The 17,494-nt window shown below is 71.7% G+C and carries 11 protein-coding genes; 9 read left to right on the top strand and 2 right to left on the bottom strand.

What is annotated here, in order from left to right:
* Positions 1-193 precede the first annotated feature (193 nt).
* Positions 194-1,039: an SDR family oxidoreductase gene (locus ACQPZQ_RS03925; RefSeq protein ID WP_433298992.1), complete on the bottom strand. Its 846-nt coding sequence runs from the start codon at positions 1,037-1,039 to the stop codon at positions 194-196.
* A gap of 197 nt (positions 1,040-1,236) precedes the next feature.
* On the opposite strand from ACQPZQ_RS03925, the gene ACQPZQ_RS03920 reads away from it, so the two are divergent.
* Both ACQPZQ_RS03920 and ACQPZQ_RS03915 read left to right on the top strand, forming a co-directional pair.
* A complete protein-coding gene (locus ACQPZQ_RS03920; protein ID WP_433292133.1) occupies positions 1,237-1,719 on the top strand; it encodes a DUF3159 domain-containing protein in 483 nt (160 codons plus the stop codon).
* 228 nt (positions 1,720-1,947) lie between these two features.
* A complete protein-coding gene (locus tag ACQPZQ_RS03915; protein ID WP_433292131.1) occupies positions 1,948-4,677 on the top strand; it encodes an ATP-binding protein in 2,730 nt (909 codons plus the stop codon).
* 601 nt (positions 4,678-5,278) lie between these two features.
* On the opposite strand, the gene ACQPZQ_RS03910 is transcribed toward ACQPZQ_RS03915, so the two are convergent.
* On the bottom strand, positions 5,279-5,659 hold the full coding sequence (locus ACQPZQ_RS03910) for a YrdB family protein (protein ID WP_433292129.1): 381 nt from the start codon (positions 5,657-5,659) through the stop codon (positions 5,279-5,281).
* Between the two features lie 109 nt (positions 5,660-5,768).
* On the opposite strand from ACQPZQ_RS03910, the gene ACQPZQ_RS03905 reads away from it, so the two are divergent.
* The 7 genes from ACQPZQ_RS03905 to ACQPZQ_RS03875 all read left to right on the top strand — a co-directional run bounded on the left by ACQPZQ_RS03905 (position 5,769) and on the right by ACQPZQ_RS03875 (position 17,485).
* Positions 5,769-6,119 (top strand): hypothetical protein, encoded by a 351-nt coding sequence (locus ACQPZQ_RS03905; RefSeq protein ID WP_433292127.1) that lies wholly within the window; start codon positions 5,769-5,771, stop codon positions 6,117-6,119.
* A gap of 1,981 nt (positions 6,120-8,100) precedes the next feature.
* On the top strand, positions 8,101-8,238 hold the full coding sequence (locus ACQPZQ_RS03900; protein WP_433292125.1) for a hypothetical protein: 138 nt from the start codon (positions 8,101-8,103) through the stop codon (positions 8,236-8,238).
* 395 nt (positions 8,239-8,633) lie between these two features.
* Positions 8,634-9,413: a glycosyltransferase gene (locus ACQPZQ_RS03895; protein ID WP_433292123.1), complete on the top strand. Its 780-nt coding sequence runs from the start codon at positions 8,634-8,636 to the stop codon at positions 9,411-9,413.
* Positions 9,410-10,873: a glycosyltransferase family 4 protein gene (locus tag ACQPZQ_RS03890; protein WP_433292121.1), complete on the top strand. Its 1,464-nt coding sequence runs from the start codon at positions 9,410-9,412 to the stop codon at positions 10,871-10,873. The genes ACQPZQ_RS03895 and ACQPZQ_RS03890 overlap by 4 nt, the downstream gene beginning before the upstream one ends.
* 83 nt (positions 10,874-10,956) lie before the next feature.
* Positions 10,957-15,003: a glycosyltransferase family 39 protein gene (locus ACQPZQ_RS03885; RefSeq protein WP_433292119.1), complete on the top strand. Its 4,047-nt coding sequence runs from the start codon at positions 10,957-10,959 to the stop codon at positions 15,001-15,003.
* Between the two features lie 6 nt (positions 15,004-15,009).
* Positions 15,010-16,371: a hypothetical protein gene (locus ACQPZQ_RS03880; protein ID WP_433292117.1), complete on the top strand. Its 1,362-nt coding sequence runs from the start codon at positions 15,010-15,012 to the stop codon at positions 16,369-16,371.
* Complete coding sequence (locus ACQPZQ_RS03875) at positions 16,361-17,485, top strand: glycosyltransferase family 4 protein (RefSeq protein ID WP_433292115.1); 1,125 nt, start codon at positions 16,361-16,363, stop codon at positions 17,483-17,485. Before ACQPZQ_RS03880 ends, ACQPZQ_RS03875 begins: the two co-directional genes overlap by 11 nt.
* The last annotated feature ends 9 nt before the right edge of the window (positions 17,486-17,494 follow it).

Raw genomic sequence — 17,494 nt, 5'->3', positions numbered from 1 at the left:
TCGTCGTGCATCGCCCGCGCGAACTCGCCGATGGCGGTGGTGACGTGGCGCCTGCCGCAGCCCAGGGAGCCGCGGAAGTTGACCTGGAGCACGGCGTAGCCGGGGTTGGCCAGGAACCGGAGCCTCCGGGATGTAGCCCGAGGTGCGGGGGACCCGTCCTGCTAGCGGTTTGTCGTCGCACGGTGCGGGCAGCTCACCGGGACCGGGCGAAGGCCCGGAACCGCAGCAGCCAACCGGGCACCCGATGCAGGGGCACCGGCCGTGGCCACTCACCCGCACGCAGCCACGCCTCGGTGCCGCCGTCGACGACGATGACGCTTCCGCACAGGAAGGCCGCCGCGGGCGAGAGCATCATCATGACCCACTCGGCGAGGTGTCCCGGGTCACCCACACCGCCGACAGGCACAGGCAGCGAGCGGAACGCCGCGGCCGCCGCCGGACTGAGGTGTGCCCGTTCCCCGTCGAGCAGCGGGGTCGCTACCGGACCGGGCGCGAGCACGTTGAGCCGGATCCCGGCCCCGGCCCACTCCGGGGTCACGGCCGCGCGTCGGGCCCACTCGGCCACCGCGGACTTCGACGCGGCATAGGCGATGTTCGGCGCCACCGGCCCGGCCAGCCGCAGCGTCCGCACTGCCCGGTCGACCTTCCCGGCGAGGAGCGCCCGGACGACGTGCCGGGGGACGCCCGGGGTGATGGTGGCCGAGTTGCTGCCGAACACCACTGCCCGGGCAGCGCCGGTCGCCGCGAGCGCGGGCCGCAGCGCCGCCAGAAGCTCCACAGTGCCCAGGTGGTTGACCTGCATGATCCGCCGCGGCCGGTCGGGCCCCGGTACCGGACTGATCCCGGCCGCCAGTACGGCGCCGTCGAGCCTGCCTCCCGACCACTCCAGCACTGCCTCGGCTGCGGCCGCACGGCCCTCCGGCGTACCGAGGTCGGCGACGACGTCGACGTCGCGCAGATCCACCCCGATCACCGGTCGCCCGGTGGCGCGCAGCCGCTCGACAACCGCGGCACCCATCCCTGACGCCGATCCCGTCACTACGTACCCGCTCAGCGGAGCCCCCGTCACGTCCCGGTCGACCCTGCGCCGACACCACCACCCGACACCGTGCCGCCGCGGCACACACAAGCCGGACACAGCGACCACGGGGTGTGGTGCCTCACAGCGGATTGAGCATGCCGTGGCGGCACGGCCTTCCCTGGTCCCCGAGACGAGCGACGACCTGGGAAGAGGACATGTCCCCGACCGACCGGCACCCCGACGACGTCGAGCCCGACGCCCCACCCGACGACACACCCCCGACCGCGCCCCTCGCCGCGCTGACCTCCGCAGCGGGCGAGCCGGGACCGACCGTGCTGGACCGCATGGGCGGTCCGATGGGTGTCCTCCACTCCGCGATCCCGGTCGTCGTGTTCGTAGCGGCGAACGCATTCCTGTCCCTGCCGTTGACGATCGCCGTCTCGGTCACCGCCGGTCTCGTCCTGTTCGGGTTCCGCCTGGCGCGTGGGGAGCGGTTCACCGTGGCGATCGGGAGCGTGCTCGGTGTCATCGTGGCCACGGGTCTCGTGGCGCTGACAGGTACGGCGCGGAACTTCTTCGCGATCGGGATCTGGCTGGCGCTGGCCGGCATGGGGACACCGCTGACGGTGCTGGCGGCACTCGTCATCCTGTGGGCGTCCCGACGCAGCACCAGGCGGTTGATCACACCTGGTCCATGACCGCCGAGGCCGCGCCGGACGCCTGCGCGGCCGGGTTCTCGGTGCGCAGAACACCCTGCTGCTCGCCGCCGTCGGGCCGGCGGGGCTGCGTTTCGCCGGAGTACTGCTGACGGCACCGGCCTCGGCTCAGATCGACGTCGTCGCGTCGAGGACGACCCGATCGACGTCGGTGCCGATGGCCTAGTCTCACGACCAGGTGCGGAGGGCTCGGCCTGAGTCGGACGGGGCATGGATCTGGCGAAGCTGCTGGGCCGGCGCGCCGAGCGCGAGGCCGTCGAACACCTGCTCACCGAGGCTCGGGCCGGGCGCAGCGGGGTGCTGGTGGTGCGCGGGGAGGCGGGCATCGGCAAGACCGCGCTGCTGGAGCACACCGTGGCGACCGCGACCTCGTCGGGGTTCCGGGTGGAGCGCGCGTGCGGCGTCGAGTCCGAGACGCAGTTCGCGTTCGCCGGTCTGCACCAGCTGTGCGCGCATCTGCTGGACAGGACTGGTGCCCTGCCCGAGCCGCAGCAGGCTGCCTTGGGTGTGGCGTTGGGACTCCGCAGCGGTACCGCACCGGACCGGTTCCTGGTCGGGTTGGCCACCCTGAACCTTCTCGCCGAGGTCTGCGAGGACGGGCCGCTGCTGTGCCTCCTGGATGACGCCCAGTGGTTGGACCAGGCGTCCGCCGAGGTTCTCGCGTTCGTGGCGCGGCGGGTGGTGGCCGAGCGGGTCGGGCTGGTGTTCGCGCTGCGCGACCCCGGTGAGAGCGACGTCCCGGCGCTCACCGGGCTTCCCGAGCTGCGCCTGAACGGGCTCGGCGAGGCTGACTCGCGGGCGCTGCTGGCCGCCGCGGTCCGGACACCGCTGGACGACGAGGTGCGCAACCGGATCATCGCCGAGGCGCGCGGCAACCCCCTGGCGCTGCTGGAACTGCCCCGGAGCGCGGAGCACGCGCGGCTGGCCGGTGGGTTCGGACGGCCGGACGTCCTGGACGTCCCGCGCCGCGTCGAGGACGCCTTCCGCCGCCGCTCCGGTGATGTGCCCGCCGAGACCCGGTTGCTGCTGCTGGTCGCCGCGGCCGAGCCGACCGGTGATGTGGCGCTGCTGTGGCGCGCAGCTGGACACCTGGGGGTCGGACGCGAGGCAGCCGGGCCGGCGGAGACGGCCGGGTTGGTGGAGATCGACACCGTGGTGCGGTTCCGGCATCCACTGGTGCGTTCGGCGGTGTACCGGGCCGCGACGCCGACCGACCGGCGCCGCGTGCATCGTGCGCTGGCCACCGCCACGGACCCGCGGTCCGATCCCGACCGGCGGGCGTGGCACCGTGCGCAGGCGGTGTCGGGCGTCGACGAGGAGGTCGCCACGGAGCTGGAGCGTTCAGCAGGTCGGGCCCGCGCCCGGGGCGGGCTGGCCGCTGCGGCCGCGTTCCTGCAGCAGGCAGCCGAACTGTCGTCCGAACCCGCCCGCCGTAGCCGCCGGGCCTTGGACGCCGCGCACGCCAAGCACGAGGCCGGAGCATCTGAGGCCGCCTCGAAGCTGCTGGCGATCGCGGCCGCCGGGTCGCTGGACGCCCTCCAACGCGCTCGTCTCGAGCTGCTGCGCGCCCAGATTGCGTTCCACCTGACGCGCGGCGGCGAGGCGCCGGGCATGTTGCTGGACGCCGCCAGGACGCTCGCCCCGCTGGATGCCACGCTGGCCCGCGAGACGTACCTGCATGCGCTCGACGCGGCGATCATCACCGGCCCCCTCCGGTACGGCCGCGGGGTGCCGGAGGTGGCCGAGGCGGCACAGGCCACGCCCGCTGCTCCAGGGTCGCCAACGCCGATCGATCTGCTGCTCGATGGACTGGTGACGACATACACGCAGGGGTACGAGGTGGGCGTGCCCGGGCTACGCCGGGCGCTGGATGCGTTCGGCACCGACAGCCGTCGCTCGCTGTGGCTGGCAGGCCGCACCGCGGCAGCGCTGTTCGACGACGAGCTGGTCCACATGCTCGCCGGCCGGAACGTCCAACTCACACGCGAAGCGGGCGCGCTGGCCGAGCTCCCCGCCGCGCTCATCTTCCAGTCCGCCGCGCTGGTACTCGCGGGCGAACTCGCCCACGCCGCCGAGCTCGCAGCCGAGGAGACCGCGATCACCCGGGCGACCGGCGCTGTTCCGCTACGCCACGCCCGGCTCCTCCTGGCTGCGTGGTGCGGCCGCCGAGCCGAGGCCGCGGAACTGTTCGCGGCCAGCGTCCAGCAGGCGACCGGACGGGAGGAGGGCACCGAAGTCACGTTGGCCCACTACTCGATGTCCGTGCTGTACAACGGCTTGGGCGACTACGCGGCAGCGGTGGACGCCGCCACGCGGGCGTCCCAGTCCTACGAGTTGTCGCACCGCAACCTCGCCCTGCCCGAGCTCATCGAGGCGGCCGCCCGCGCCGGCCAACCGGAGCGGGCGGCCGCTGCCGTGGAGCAACTCACCTCGCGAGCCCGCGCCAGCGCCACCCCCTGGGCACTCGGGCTGGCCGCCCGCTCACAGGCGCTGACCAGCACCGGGACCACCGCCGACGAGCATTACCGCGAGGCCATCGACCGGCTCGGAAGCTGCCGGATGGCCACCCACCTCGCCCGCACCCACCTCGTCTACGGCGAGTGGCTGCGCCGCGGCGGCCACCGTCACGACGCCCGCGAACACCTCCGCATCGCCCACGACATGCTGTCCGACATGGGCGCCGAGGCGTTCGCCGCCCGCGCCGCCCGCGAGCTCCGTGCCACCGGCGAGCACCCGCGCCACCGAACCGCCCGACCCGCCGACGCACTCACCGCCCAGGAGCTGCACATCGCCAGGCTGGTCGCCACCGGAGCAACCTCCAGAGAGGTCGGCGCGCAGCTGTTCCTGAGCCCACGCACGATCGAAGCCCACCTGCGCAGCATCTTCCGCAAGCTGGGCATCACCTCCCGCCGGCAGCTCAAGGAGATACGGCTCCCCTGACTACGGTCCGGCTCGGCTTCAGCTGATGCCCGCTGCGTCCAAATGACGTCCAAACGACCGACCAGTCCGACCGACCAGTCGCATCGTCACAGGTCAGAACCGCTCCGGCAGCTTCCTGCGCGACGATTTCCTCAACCGTGTTTCGCAGGTTCGAATCCTGCCGGGGGCACCGACACCAGCTCGCAGGCCGGCCGGCGGCAGGCGGCGCCGGCGGAACCGCCACGCCGGTCGCGATCGGCACCGTGAAGTCGATCTCCGGCTCCGCACTCACCCTCACCAACTCCGCCGGGGCGGTGGTCACCGTGACGGTGCCTCCGACCGCGACCGTCACGGCCACGTCCATCACCAGCCACCGGACCGGCCCTGCTCTCCACAACGCACAACCGCAGGATCACCGTGACCGGGTTTGCACCCGCCGCCCCTCCACCGCGGCGCGCGGGACCCGGCGGCGGACCCCGGACCGATCCCCCGTAGCGGCAGAAGATCACTGACTTCCTGCAGGCCGCGGGCATCGCGGTGCCGACGATGGATCCGACCGGCTGGGTAACCATTGGAATGCCGTGGGGCGGGAGCCTGATCACGATCGCGGCTCCCCTGGTGATCAGGTCCCCAGCCGCGAGGAGCTCGCCGCCGGGGTTTCCGGCTCGAGACCGCCGGCCCGGATGATCAGCAGGTTGGCCGCGACGACCAGCACGAAGAGCATGCCCAGGACACGGTGGTCCAGGTTCCACAGGGCCAGGCCTGCCAGGCCGAAGACGGCGATCTTGACGATCGCGGCCACCACCGGGCCGCCGTAGTTGGCGGTGGGCGCGGCGAAGAGTCCCCAGATGACTGCCGTGAGGACTGGCAGGCCGACAGCGAGAAGCAGCCGGACCGGGGTGCTGCTGCCGAAGCGCCACCCCCAGAACGCGAAGATGCCGAGCGCAACCAGCTCGACCACGAAGGCCAGCCCGAGATTGCTCCAACGCCAGAGTTCCTGCATCGCCCGCACCCCTTACCGAATTCAGAGAGCACCGCTCTCGGCTACGACCACCGTAAGCGATGGCAACGAGAAGCGCCAGAGCACTGCTCTCTAAAATTATCACCGCTCCGTGCGCGTGTCGGCGAGCTATGCGCCCGTCGAGGGAGCCCTGGACGTGCTGCTCGCCGCCAAGCAGTACGACCTGGGCAACCCGCGGCAATGGCGCGCTCTGGCTCCACGCGGCGCAGCCGGACCTGCGGCCAGGCCGAGACCCCGCCCAGCGGTTTCGCTGCGTGTGCGCGTTCAACCCGGCAGCGACCCGATCTCCGGCAACCGGCACCAGCCGACCGAGGTCGTGCGAGCGGGCGGGGACCGGGGTTGGCCGAGACGGCCGCCGGAACCCGCACCGCAGAAGTACTTGGCCAGGGGCGCGCAGGATCGCTTGTGGGCGCGGACGTTGTCGCTAGTGGTGGCCCGTTGAGTACGGCAGCGTTCAAGCTACGCCGACCGGCGGCGGCGCCTTCCCGCCGGGGGCGATCGCGGAACAAGCACTCAGCAGGATCAGCCCGACCAGGACGCCGACGACCACCTTCGACCACTTCCTTCTCGATTTCGGCGGCGGCCCGCAGTTGTACGACACATGCTGCTCCAGGTAACTCGGACTCGACATTCTGCGTCGCCTTTCGGTCGCTATCCCAGAGGAGTTGTCGGCCGGGTTGGATCTATAGGTCCGGCGCGGGTGCAAGTGTGGACGAGTTCACCAGCGCAGCAGCCTGCTGCCCCGCCATATCAACGAGCCAGCCCAGCTCCGGTTCCGATATAACACCTTCGATCGACTGCAGAACCGCGGACCTGACGTTATCCGCCAAGTTCTTCCATAGTGGATTCCCCGACTCGATCTCTCCATTACGGAGATCACACTCGGCGGCAAGCGCGAGTAGTTCCACGACGACATGTTCGTACTGTTCCCGCATCCTCGCCTCTTTCCGAGATAACAACAGCGATCTATCGGCACACTCATCTTGACCAGCGGGGCGTCGAACAATCCTCGTCTCTCGGACAGCGGCCCCCAGCCCCGTCCCAGGACGCCGGCCAGGCCGGAGTCGCCGCCTCTGATTTGCCTGTGTCGCCGTGGCCGTCACGGTCGGATCTGCTGGAGTCATCGCGGCTGGAGTCGTTGCTGCTCGAGCGGCCGGAGTCGTCATCGGAGCCGGCGTTGAACGAGTCGGCTACATCGCTACCGGGCGCATCGCCGCCGGAACCGCCCTCCGGCGCGATGACGCCTGGGCCGAGAATGCCGGGGAGGAGACCGCCGGGCGTTGGCGAAGCGGAGCCGGCGCCCAGGGCCGGCGCACTGCTCGCGCCGGTCGCTCGGGGGGCGAGAGCGACAGGTTCAGCAGAGACGGTTTCCGCTCCCCCCGGTGGCGCCGATCCCCCGGCCCCGCCGAAATCGGGTGCCGCGGCGTTGCGCAGATGGCCGGACCCGCCACGACCGATCCCCGAGCGCGACGTGATCGGGGGCGGGAGGGATGAGCCGACTCCCGGTGTGGTCGCCGCGGACCGCTCGGCCACGGACAACGTGACCCCCTGCGCGTCCACCCACCCGCCGTCCAACGACGGCACGACGCGCTGGGCCCCGACGACGTTCTCCACGTCGGCAGTCGTGAACATCGCTGCGACGGCGAACAGGACGCCTGCGGCGGCCGTGGCCCTGTACAGGACGTTCCACCGTGGGGGTTGGAGTGGCCCGACCGGAGGTCGAGAGTGTCCACGCGGCTGGAGCGGCCGGTCGGCCGCATGGGGGGCGCGACCCTCGCGGCGCAGCAGGGTCCCCACCGAGACCGATGCCGGCGGCCCGTAGTCCACGCCTACGGGAGAGTCCGCGCGCAATTCGCCGCAGCAGGTGATCAATTGGGCGACGGAGACCCTGTTCGAGGATCCATGACGGTGTCGGTTCGAGTGGGCGGGCGATTCCACGTCGGGGCCTCTCCGAGATGGGCGAGCTGTCGGTGGAGATGTCTTGCAGTGGGGGTCGTCTTCCTACCCGCGTTCGTCATTCGCCTGCTAGGTGCTATTGGTCCGCTCGTCGCCTCTCACCTGAACAGCGGAGATGACCACTCGTCCCACATGGAGCGCCACTCACCGCTCAGGATGCGTCAGTCGTCGACCGTGCGCGTGTTCTTACCGGGCCATACGGCGTACTCCGAGGCAGGAATCGCACCGTTGGCTGTCGGCGGCAGATCGTTCGCGCGGCGACCCGCCATGACAGTGGGTGACGGGTCTCAGGGCCCATCTGTGCGACAGCCGCAGGGTCCGGGGCGCAGTGATTGAGTCCGACAGGGCGGCTCCAGTTTCAGCGCGGCTGATGTCAGACAGCACCCCAGTGCCCCGAACGACCCGTGGTCGGCGAGCACGGCCCTCACGGGCCGGCCAGTCGCAGACTCCATGCACCCGCCACCGGGGTGGCCGACGCAATACCCAGAGACAACCTGACCAACCCGAAACCGTTCATCCGGACCGCCACCACCGAAGAGATCCTCGCCAAGGTCCGCATCCTCCAGGTCGACACCAAGAGACTCGTCGACAACAACGCAACGTAACGACCGCAGAATCACGAGGCACTAACGGGCGAACCTCCGCCCGGCACGTGCGGGAACGATGCGTACAGGACCAGACGGTCCATGACACGAACGAGTGGTCGACCGACGATTTCGGTAACACTCATCTCGGCCGATGCGAAAAGCCGACGTAAACGTCCCCCGCACATGATCTCGTCCGGTTCGACCTCCGACGAACCGGCGCTCTCCCCAATCATGATCGCCGTGCGGTCTGCCGGCGGACGTGAAAGGACGATGACCCGTATGACCCGAACAGTCGGATCAGGCCCTGCTGTCGAATGTCCGTCCCCAACTCGAGCGGTCGACGCGGTGCCGCGGCTCTCTGTCGGCGTCGCCACGCGCGACGAAGCAGACAATGTGACTATGGGGGGATTGGTGTGACCGAACAACTGTCGGCGCCGATTCCGCACGGCATTTCCACGTCTGCTGACCGGCCGCGTCCATTCGTCGACGTCGAGTTGATCATACCTGCCCTCAATGAGTCGGCCAGGTTGCCGCGCACGCTCGCGCACAGTGTCGAATTCCTCCGCGACCAGCCCTGGTCGTCCCGACTCGTCATCGTGGACAACGGCAGCGTCGACGACACCCCGGCCGTGGCCCGCCGCGTCGCCGCCGAGCTCGCCGGCGAGGTCCCCGTCGAGGTCGTCGGCTGCTCCCGTCCGGGAAAGGGCGCTGCGGTGCGCCGAGGCCTGTTGAGTAGCAGCTCCCGATTCGTCGGCTTCTTCGACGCCGATCTCGCCACTCCGGTCGAGACCCTCAGCACGGCGGTCGAGCACCTCGAGGCCGGAGCCGCCGCGGTGATCGCGTCGCGCCACCTGCCCGAATCGAGCTTCGTGCGGCCCCAGCAGTTCGGCAGGCGAGCCGGCGGCGCAGCCTTCCGGCTCCTCGCGCGCGGTGTCGTCCCTGGCGTCCGCGACACGCAGTGCGGATTCAAGCTCTTCGAACGGGACGCCGCGATACGTGCGCTCGTCCGCTGCCACACGGAGGGTTTCGCATTCGACGTGGAACTGCTGCACCACGTTCATCAGAGCGGGGGAAGAATCGTCGAGCTGCCGATCGCGTGGACCGATTCCCCGGACTCCCGGTTTCATCCGATACGTGACGGCGTTCCGAGCTTCGGCGCGATCCTGCGAATGCAGAAAGCGATGTCCGCGTGAATGCCGTGCACGGGACCGCGGTCGAGCAACTGGTGGGCGCACGTGTCCTGGTCCTGAACTGGCGCGATGTGCGCCACCCGCTCGCCGGTGGGGCGGAGCAGTACATCCATCAGATCTCCCGCCGCTGGGTGGCCGCCGGGGTGCACGTCTCGTGGCTCACCGCCCGCCCGAGTGGGCAGCTGGCGCGCGAGACCATCGACGGGATCCACGTCACGCGCGCAGGCGGAGATCTCACCCTCTATCCCCGCGCGGCCCTGCGCCTGCGGCGCCTCCGTGGCGGCGTCGACGCGATCATCGACTGCCAGAACGGCATCCCGTTCTTCGCGCCGGCCTTCTCGCATCCGGATGTGCCGATCGTGCAGGTGGTGCACCACGTTCACCAGGACCAGTTCGCCACGCGCTTCGCCCCGCCGATGGCCGCGATCGGACGCTTCCTGGAGGGCCGCGTCGCCCGTGCCGTGTACGGATCGCGGGCGACGGCCGCCGTCTCGCCGTCGACGCGGGTGGAGCTGCGCCGCAGACTCGGCTTCACCGGACCGATCTTCGTGGTGCCCAACGGCACGATCGACGTGCCCACACTCAGCGGTCCGCGCGACCCGGATCCCACGCTCGTCGTCGTCACGCGGCTCGTGCGGCACAAGCGGGTCGACCTACTGCTCGGCGAGATCGCCGGTGTCGCGCGGCAGGTGCCCCGGCTGCGGGTCGAGATCGTGGGCGACGGGCCGGAGCTCCGGCGGCTGCACGGCCTCGTCGTCGACCTCGGCCTGCAGCGGACCGTGACCTTGCACGGCTACCTATCCGACGCAGAGCGGGACGGGCTGCTCCAGCGAGCCTGGCTCACCACGTCGACGTCGGCAGCCGAAGGCTGGGGGTGCTCGATCATCGAGGCGGCAGCGTGGGGCGTGCCCTGCGTGGCGCTGCTCGTTCCGGGCGTCCGGGACTCCGTGGTCGACGGGGTCACCGGCTGGCTGGTCGAGCGCCCGGCACAACTCCGGGACGTCGTGGTGGCAGCGCTGCGCGAGCTCGCCGAGGAGGACCGGGCACGCGAGATCGTGGCGGCCTGCCAGGCGTGGGCGCGCTGCTTCAGCTGGGATCGCAGTGCGGAGCTGCTGGCCGGCGTTCTGCTCGACGAAGCAGGCCGGGCCGCCCGCGCCAGGACGGGCGCACCGGAGCGGCGCAAGGCGCGCTCCGACATCGCCACCGTCGCATCGTTCCCCCGCCGCGACACGGTGGACTGGCGAGAGCGGCTACGGATCACCGATCAGGTCGTGGTCGACGACGATCGAGTCACCCTGCTCCTCAACGGCTGCGACGACTTCGACGCCGCCGCGCTGCTCCGCCGCCACGGCGTCCTCGACGCCACCACGCGGCTCGCCACGCGCGAGGACCTCCTCGCTGGGCCGGACGTCGCGCCACACGGCCGGTTGGGCCGCGATCGGACGGCCACAGGCCTGCAGTGACACTGACAACGGAACAATCTGCGGTCCGGAAGGCCGAGGCGGCCAGGCCACGGCGGCCGCGGGACGCGGGCCTGGGCGTTGGCGTGGGCAACGTCGCGCAGCACAGCACGCTGCTGGCGGTCTCCGCGGGCGTCGTCGGCGTCCTCAGCTACGCCTGCAGCCTGCTGATGGCCCATCTGCTCCCGCCCGCGGACTACAGCCGGTACTCGGCGGCGGTGATGCTGATCGGGATCGTCGGCATCGTGGCGAACGCACTCGTCCCGCTCCCGCTCGCCAACGTGGTTCGCCGCTTCGCCCGCCGCTCCGACGAGCGCCGGGACGGGATGGCCTTCGCCGTACTGGTCTCGCTGATCACCGGAGCAGCTGCAGCGGTGGTGACCGGCGGCATCACCGCCGCGTTCGCACCGGCGACGGTCGCGATCGCCGCCGCGCTGGCTGCGCTGGTGCTGTTCGCCGTGGCACCCGCACTGGGCTGGCTGCAGGGCGAGCTCCGCTTCGTGCGCTACGCCGTCGTGTCGATCCTCGAGGTCACAGTACGGCTGATGTTCAGCGTGCTCGCGATCGCTGTCGCGTGGGGCACCCCGGGTGCGCTTCTCGGGTTCGTCGTGGGCGCACTGGTACTGCTGTCCGGGCCGGGTGCGCTCGCGCGCGACATCGCCTGGCGCCCCGGCGTGCTCCGCGAACAGGCCCGGTGGGCAGAGACCGGCGACATCGCACTCACCCAGTTCGTGGTGTCCGCGCTGGTCGGCGCCGACGTCGTGCTCCTGGCGTTCGTCGGCGACGGGTCGACGACCGACGCGGGCTACCAGGCCCTCTCGACGCTCGCGAAGGGGCCCGTCTACGTTGCCGCGGGCACCGTGCTGGTGGTCTTCCCACTACTCCGCTCCGTCGGTGCGCGCGTGGACGAGATCCTCGACGCCGCCCTGCGCTCCTTCGGCAGGCTCGCGCTGCTCGCGGCGTGCGTGCTGGCCACCGTGCCCGCCGAGCTCGTGCTACTCGTCCTGCCCGCGCGATACGCCGACTCGCTCGAGCTGCTGCCCTGGCTCGCCGCGGCCGGCATCGGCTACGCGGCGATCACCGTGCTGACCACGGTGCTCCTCGCGCTACGGGCCTACCGACGCAGCCAACTCGCGCTCCTCGCCGCAACGCTGCTCATGGCCGCCGGGTTCGCCGCAGGCTGGCACCTGGGCGGGACGTACGGCCTCGCGATCGGCTCGGCCGTAGGCGCACTCGCGGCAGCGGCCGTGCTCACCGCCATCGCCGCGCCCTACCTGCCGCCGGGCATCGGCCGCGCCACCGTCATCGGCGCCACAGGCTGCGCGGTCCTGACGGCCGCGCTGCTCCTCGCCCGCCCGTCCCCGGCGGTGTGGCTGGTGATGGCAGCCGTCGCGGGCTGGGTGACGTTGCTGTCCGGGCAGCGCCGCGATCGGTCGGCCGTCCCGGCGCCTGCCGCGCCGCCGGTCGATCGGGCCACGGGCAGTCCCGGGCTGCGCATCCTCCATCTGGCGACCGCGCACAACATCGGAGGGCCGCCGGCCGGCCACCCGCTCAACCGGCGTATCGCGAAGTCCCACTCCGTCACCGTGCTCGCGCCACGGGCGCCCGGCCGCAGCGCTCGCGTCCGCGACGGCGTGCAGTACCTGTACGCCGGGGGAGGCAGCCGCCCGTTCACCCGCGCCCTCGGCTTCCTGACGGCCGTCCCGGCCGCCGTCCGCCGGTACGACCCCGACCTCGTCGTCACTGACCTCGAGACCCTCGGCTCGCTCGCCACCCTCCTCGTCCGCGGCCGCCCCACGGTCGGCGTGACACCGCGGGAGGAGGCCCCGCACGCCTCCCTCGCCGTCCGGCTGGCCGCCCGCCGACACACTCGGGTCGTGGCCCGGCCGGACCAGCTCGACCAGCTCCCGGCTTCGGCCCGTCACCGCGCGATGCCGGATCCGGACGACCGCGAACACCGGGCAGCGCTGCACACCCGCCCGCGGCTCGGCTGCCACGTCCTGTACCTCGCCGGGGACGGCAACCGGTGGGAGACGAACCTCGTGCTGGCGGCGTGGGCGAAGGTCGCCCCCCGGGTCGACGGCGACCTCGTCCTGTGCACGGGAAATCGTGACCTCGTCGAGGCGGCCACCACAGTGACCACGCAGCTGGGGATCGCCCACCGGGTGCGCGCGCTGGCCCCCACAACCGGGCTGCTCCGGCTCGAACGCCTCGCAGCGGCTCGCGTCGTCGTGCCGGGAATCGCGTCCGGCAACCGCGTCGCGCTCGCGCTGGAGGCGCTCGCGACCGGAACGCCCGTCGTGGCCTTCGACGATCCGGTGCTGCGCCCGATCGTCGGGCCCACTTGCGGGGTGCTGGTCCACCGGCGCGACGTCGCTGCGCTCGCGACCGCCCTCACCGACGTCTACACGGCCGAGAAGCGCATCACGGCGTGGGCCGGCCGGGCCCGGAAGCTCGCCTCGGACCGGTTCTGCGACCTCGTCGCCGCCCGCCGGCAGGAGGTGTACGTCGCCGCCGCGGCTGCTGCCGACGCCGAACCGGACCCCGCGCCCGCGGCCGAACCGGCGCGCGCTGCTGCAGAGCCGGACCACCGGGAGATCCTGAGGAGAGCGTGGACCCGGCATCGTGTCCTCGCCGTGCTGGCTCCGCTCGTCGTGGTGCTCGCCGCCTTCGGGGTACGCGCGGTCGGGGTGACCCGCAGCTTCGAGCTCTGGGTCGACGAGATGCTCTACGCCGAGCTCGGCCGCTCGGTCAGCCTCGGCCAGCTCCCGAACCTCCCGGACGGGCCGTTCTTCCTCCACCCACCCGGCGCGTTCCTCCTCGAAGGGATCGTGATCCAGCTCTTCGACCTCACCGGCGACAGCATGAGTCTGGTGTTCCAGCTGCGCTGGCTCACCGTCGTCCTGGGGGCGGTGTCCGTCGCGCTGGCGTTCCTGCTCGTACGCCAGACCACCGGGCCGGCATTCGCCTGGACCGCCGCGGCCGTTCTCACCTTCGAACCATTCGTCCTACGCAACAACAGCCGCGTCTTCCTCGAAACCTCTGCCACGGCCCTGGCCCTGGCCGGAATGCTCGTCCTGGTCGTCGAACTCACCCGGGGCCGGGGCCGGCCGCGACCACCGGCGCTCCTAGCAGCAGGCCTGCTGCTCGGCTTCGCCGTCCTCACCAAGGACGTGATCGCGCTGTACACGATCGCCCCGGTGCTGCTCGCCGCGCTGTGGCGCCACACCCTGGACCGCCGGACGGCCGGGGTCATCCTCGGAGCGGCAGCGCTCCCGTATGCGCTGTACCTGGCCGCGGTGCTGGCAAGCGGGCACTGGGCCGACTGGTGGACCCAGAAGTTGGGCGGCGTCGCCCGCGCGTCCGGGGCGGTGCAGGACACGGGGTTCAACGCGCCCGGTTCGCCCAGCCTCGTCGAGAGGCTGATCGACCAGGTCGGGCAGTTCGGGTCCAGCTACCTGCTGCTGCTGGCATGCCCGGTCGCCGGGCTGCTCGCCTGCTGGAGCACACGCCCGGAGCGACGGCTGGTCGGACTGGCGGCGCTGTGCATCGGCGGGTTCGGTCTCTACAGCGCCGCGTTCGGCACGTTCGAGGAGCAGTACGGCTACCCGGTGATGATCGCCGGTGTCGTCGCGCTCGCCGTGGTCGCGGCCGAGTACCTGGAGCGCAGGCCGGCGCGTGTGCCGGCGGTCGCGACGGTGGGCGCGCTGTTCACCGGGCTCGTCGTCCTGCTGGGTGTGCGCGCGGAGACCACTGTGGACGACGGCTTCGAACAGGCACGCCTGTGGGTGGAGGCGAACCTCCCGGCGGACGCCAGGGTCAGCGTCACCAACAGCACCGGTGAGTTCGCCTTCGCCTCCGACCCACGCTTCGGCGTGTGGCCGTCGGCACCGCTCATGGAAGCGAACGGGGCCGAGTACATCCTGACCCAGAGCCACCCCACCGAGCAGGGCTACGGCTACGCCCAGCCCGAGATGCTCGACTGGCTCACCGCGAACGCGCAGCCGGTCTTCCGCGCCGACGGGCCAACGAACGGAAGCACCGTCATCTGGCACGTGACCCCGCAGGCCATCGAGCAAGGCGCCCTGCAGGACGTCGGCGAGCCGTCACGCACCTACGAGACGGAACGGTAGGCGCCGGTGAACCTCCTTGCCCTGCTGCTCAGGCGGCCGCTCTCCTCGATCCTGGCGCTGCTGCTGGCGACGGCCGCTGTGGCGTTCTCGATCGGGGCGGCCCGGCAGGCCGACGGGATGCGCTTCGGCGTGCTCGGGTCCGGCTGTGCCGAGGAGCGGGTCTCACAGCTCGCTGCGGCCGACGTGGACCTCGCCGTCGTGGACGTGCGGTGGGACCGGTTCGAGCCCACCCCCGGACAGATCGACCCCGGCTACGTCCACGCCCTGACGAGCGCGGTCGAACGCTGCCGGGACGCCGGCGTCGGTGTCGTCCTCGGTCTAGGCCTGCAATACGCGCCGGCATGGGTTGGTGCCCTGCCGGGCGGCAGGTACCGCAACCAGTACGGGATCGACCGGACCGGGAGCGTGCCGAACGTGATCTTCAGCGCCGAGGTGCGCAGTGCCGTCGACCACTACGTCGAGCGGCTCGGCGCCACCGTCCCGTTCGGCGAGATCACGGCGATCCGGGTCGGCACCGGAGAGGCGGGCGAGCTCGGTTTCCCCGGCCGCGTCTACGGGAGCGACTCCGACAACTCTTTTTGGGCCTTCGACGACGCCGCGCAGGGCGGCGCGGGCCTCGCCGAGGGTGTCGAGCCGACACCTCTTCCGGGTTGGCGCCCCGGCGACCGGACACGCGACGGAAGGGACGTCACCGCCGAGGACGTGGCCGGCTGGTTCGGGTGGTACACCGAGTCGGCCGCCGAGGCGATCGTCTGGCAGATCGAGCTCCTGCGCAGGCACGGCTTCGACGGAGAGATCCACATCCCCCTCGCGGGCCGGGGCGTGCTGCCTGCGGATCTTTTCCAGGCCGTCGGCACGCGCCTGGACGGCACGGCCGACCGGGACGGCAGCCTCGAGCGTGGCCTGTTCTACCCCGACCAGCTCGACCGGCTGGGTGCGCTCGCCGCGGACCTGGGCGGCGGGGCGATCTTCGCGGACGTGACGGGCATCGGCGACGCGACAGCTGTGCAGGCGCGCCGGTTGAGCCCGCCGCAGGACACCTGCCGGCCCGAGGACGCGCGCGAGGACCCGCGGCACGCGCCGGGCGTGGCGGACTGGTCCGCGTTCCGGTGGACGGTCGCGAACGCCAGGCACGCGGGCCTGGGCGTCGTCGGGGAGAACCCGGGCTCGCCGGACGCCCCCGGTACCGGAGGCGACGACGACTCCGAAGGACTCGCCGCGCAGATGCAGCACGCTCCCCGCTACGCCGCCGAATGCGGGCTAACGGCCTTCTTCTGGGCCTTCGAAGACGACTTGTTCAGCGGCCCCGGCGAGGTCGACATCACCACCTACGCCACGACGATCGGGAGCTACCGCAATGGCAACTGACACGACGATGCGCATCCTGCACTTGGGATTCGAGGATCCCCGCATGCCCGGAGCGGGCGGTGGCTCGGTCAGGACGCACGAGATCAACCGGCGGCTCGTCGCCGCCGGGCACGACGTCACCGTGCTGACCACCGGCTACCCGGACGCCGTGGAGCGGGTGCAGGACGGTGTGCATTACGTGCCCGTCGGCGCCGGGCGGGGAGCGAACCGGCTCAGCCGGCTCGCCGGCTACATCACCGGGCTCCCGGCGGCCGCCCGCCGGTACCCGGACGTGGATCTGGTGGTCGAGGACTTCTTCGCGCCCTTCTCGACGATGGCTGCGCCATTGTGGACCGGGCGGCCGACCATCGGGATCGTCCAGTGGCTGCACGCGCGTGAGAAGGCACGCCAGTACGGACTGCCGTTCCACGTCGTGGAGCGGGCCGGGGTCCGCAGGCACCACCACCTCATCGCGGTCTCGCACGGCACGGCCGAGCGACTGCTGGCGATGAACCCACGGCTGCGCGTCGACGTCATCGGCAACGGGGTCGACCCGCAGGCCTTCGCGACCACGCAGCGCATCGGTAGCGACATCCTGTTCCTCGGCCGCCTCGAGCTCGTCGGCAAGGGCCTCGACCTCCTCCTGGACGCCTGGTCGAAGGCCTGCGCCCACGTCGAGGGTCGGCTGATCGTGGCCGGCGGCGGCCCCGACGAGACACGGGTCCGGGCACGGGTCGCGGAACTCGGCCTGTCCGACCGGGTCACGTTCACCGGATGGGTGTGCGGAGCGGAGAAGTTCCGGCTGCTGGCGTCGGCCCGGTTCGCCGTGGTGCCGTCCCGCCACGAGACCTTCGGCCTCGTGGCGCTCGAGGCGTTGGCCTCGGGCACGCCCGTGATCGCCTTCGACATCCCCTGCCTGCAGGAAGTGGTGCCACTCGGCGCCGGCTGGCGGATACCACCGTTCGACGTGGAGGCGCTCGCGGACCGGATCGTCGAGGCCCACGCCGACGACGACCAGCTCGCCGCGGCAGGCCGCACCGGGCGGGCGTTCGCCGCGGGATACGACTGGGATGTCCTCGCCTGCCGGCAGGCGGACGTGTACCGAGCCGCGCTCGACGCGGCGCCCGTCCACTGAGGACCGAGG

The organism is Pseudonocardia sp. CA-142604 (assembly GCF_050948475.1).
GTDB lineage: Bacteria > Actinomycetota > Actinomycetes > Mycobacteriales > Pseudonocardiaceae > Pseudonocardia > Pseudonocardia alaniniphila.
This window is presented reverse-complemented; position numbering and strand designations above follow the sequence as displayed.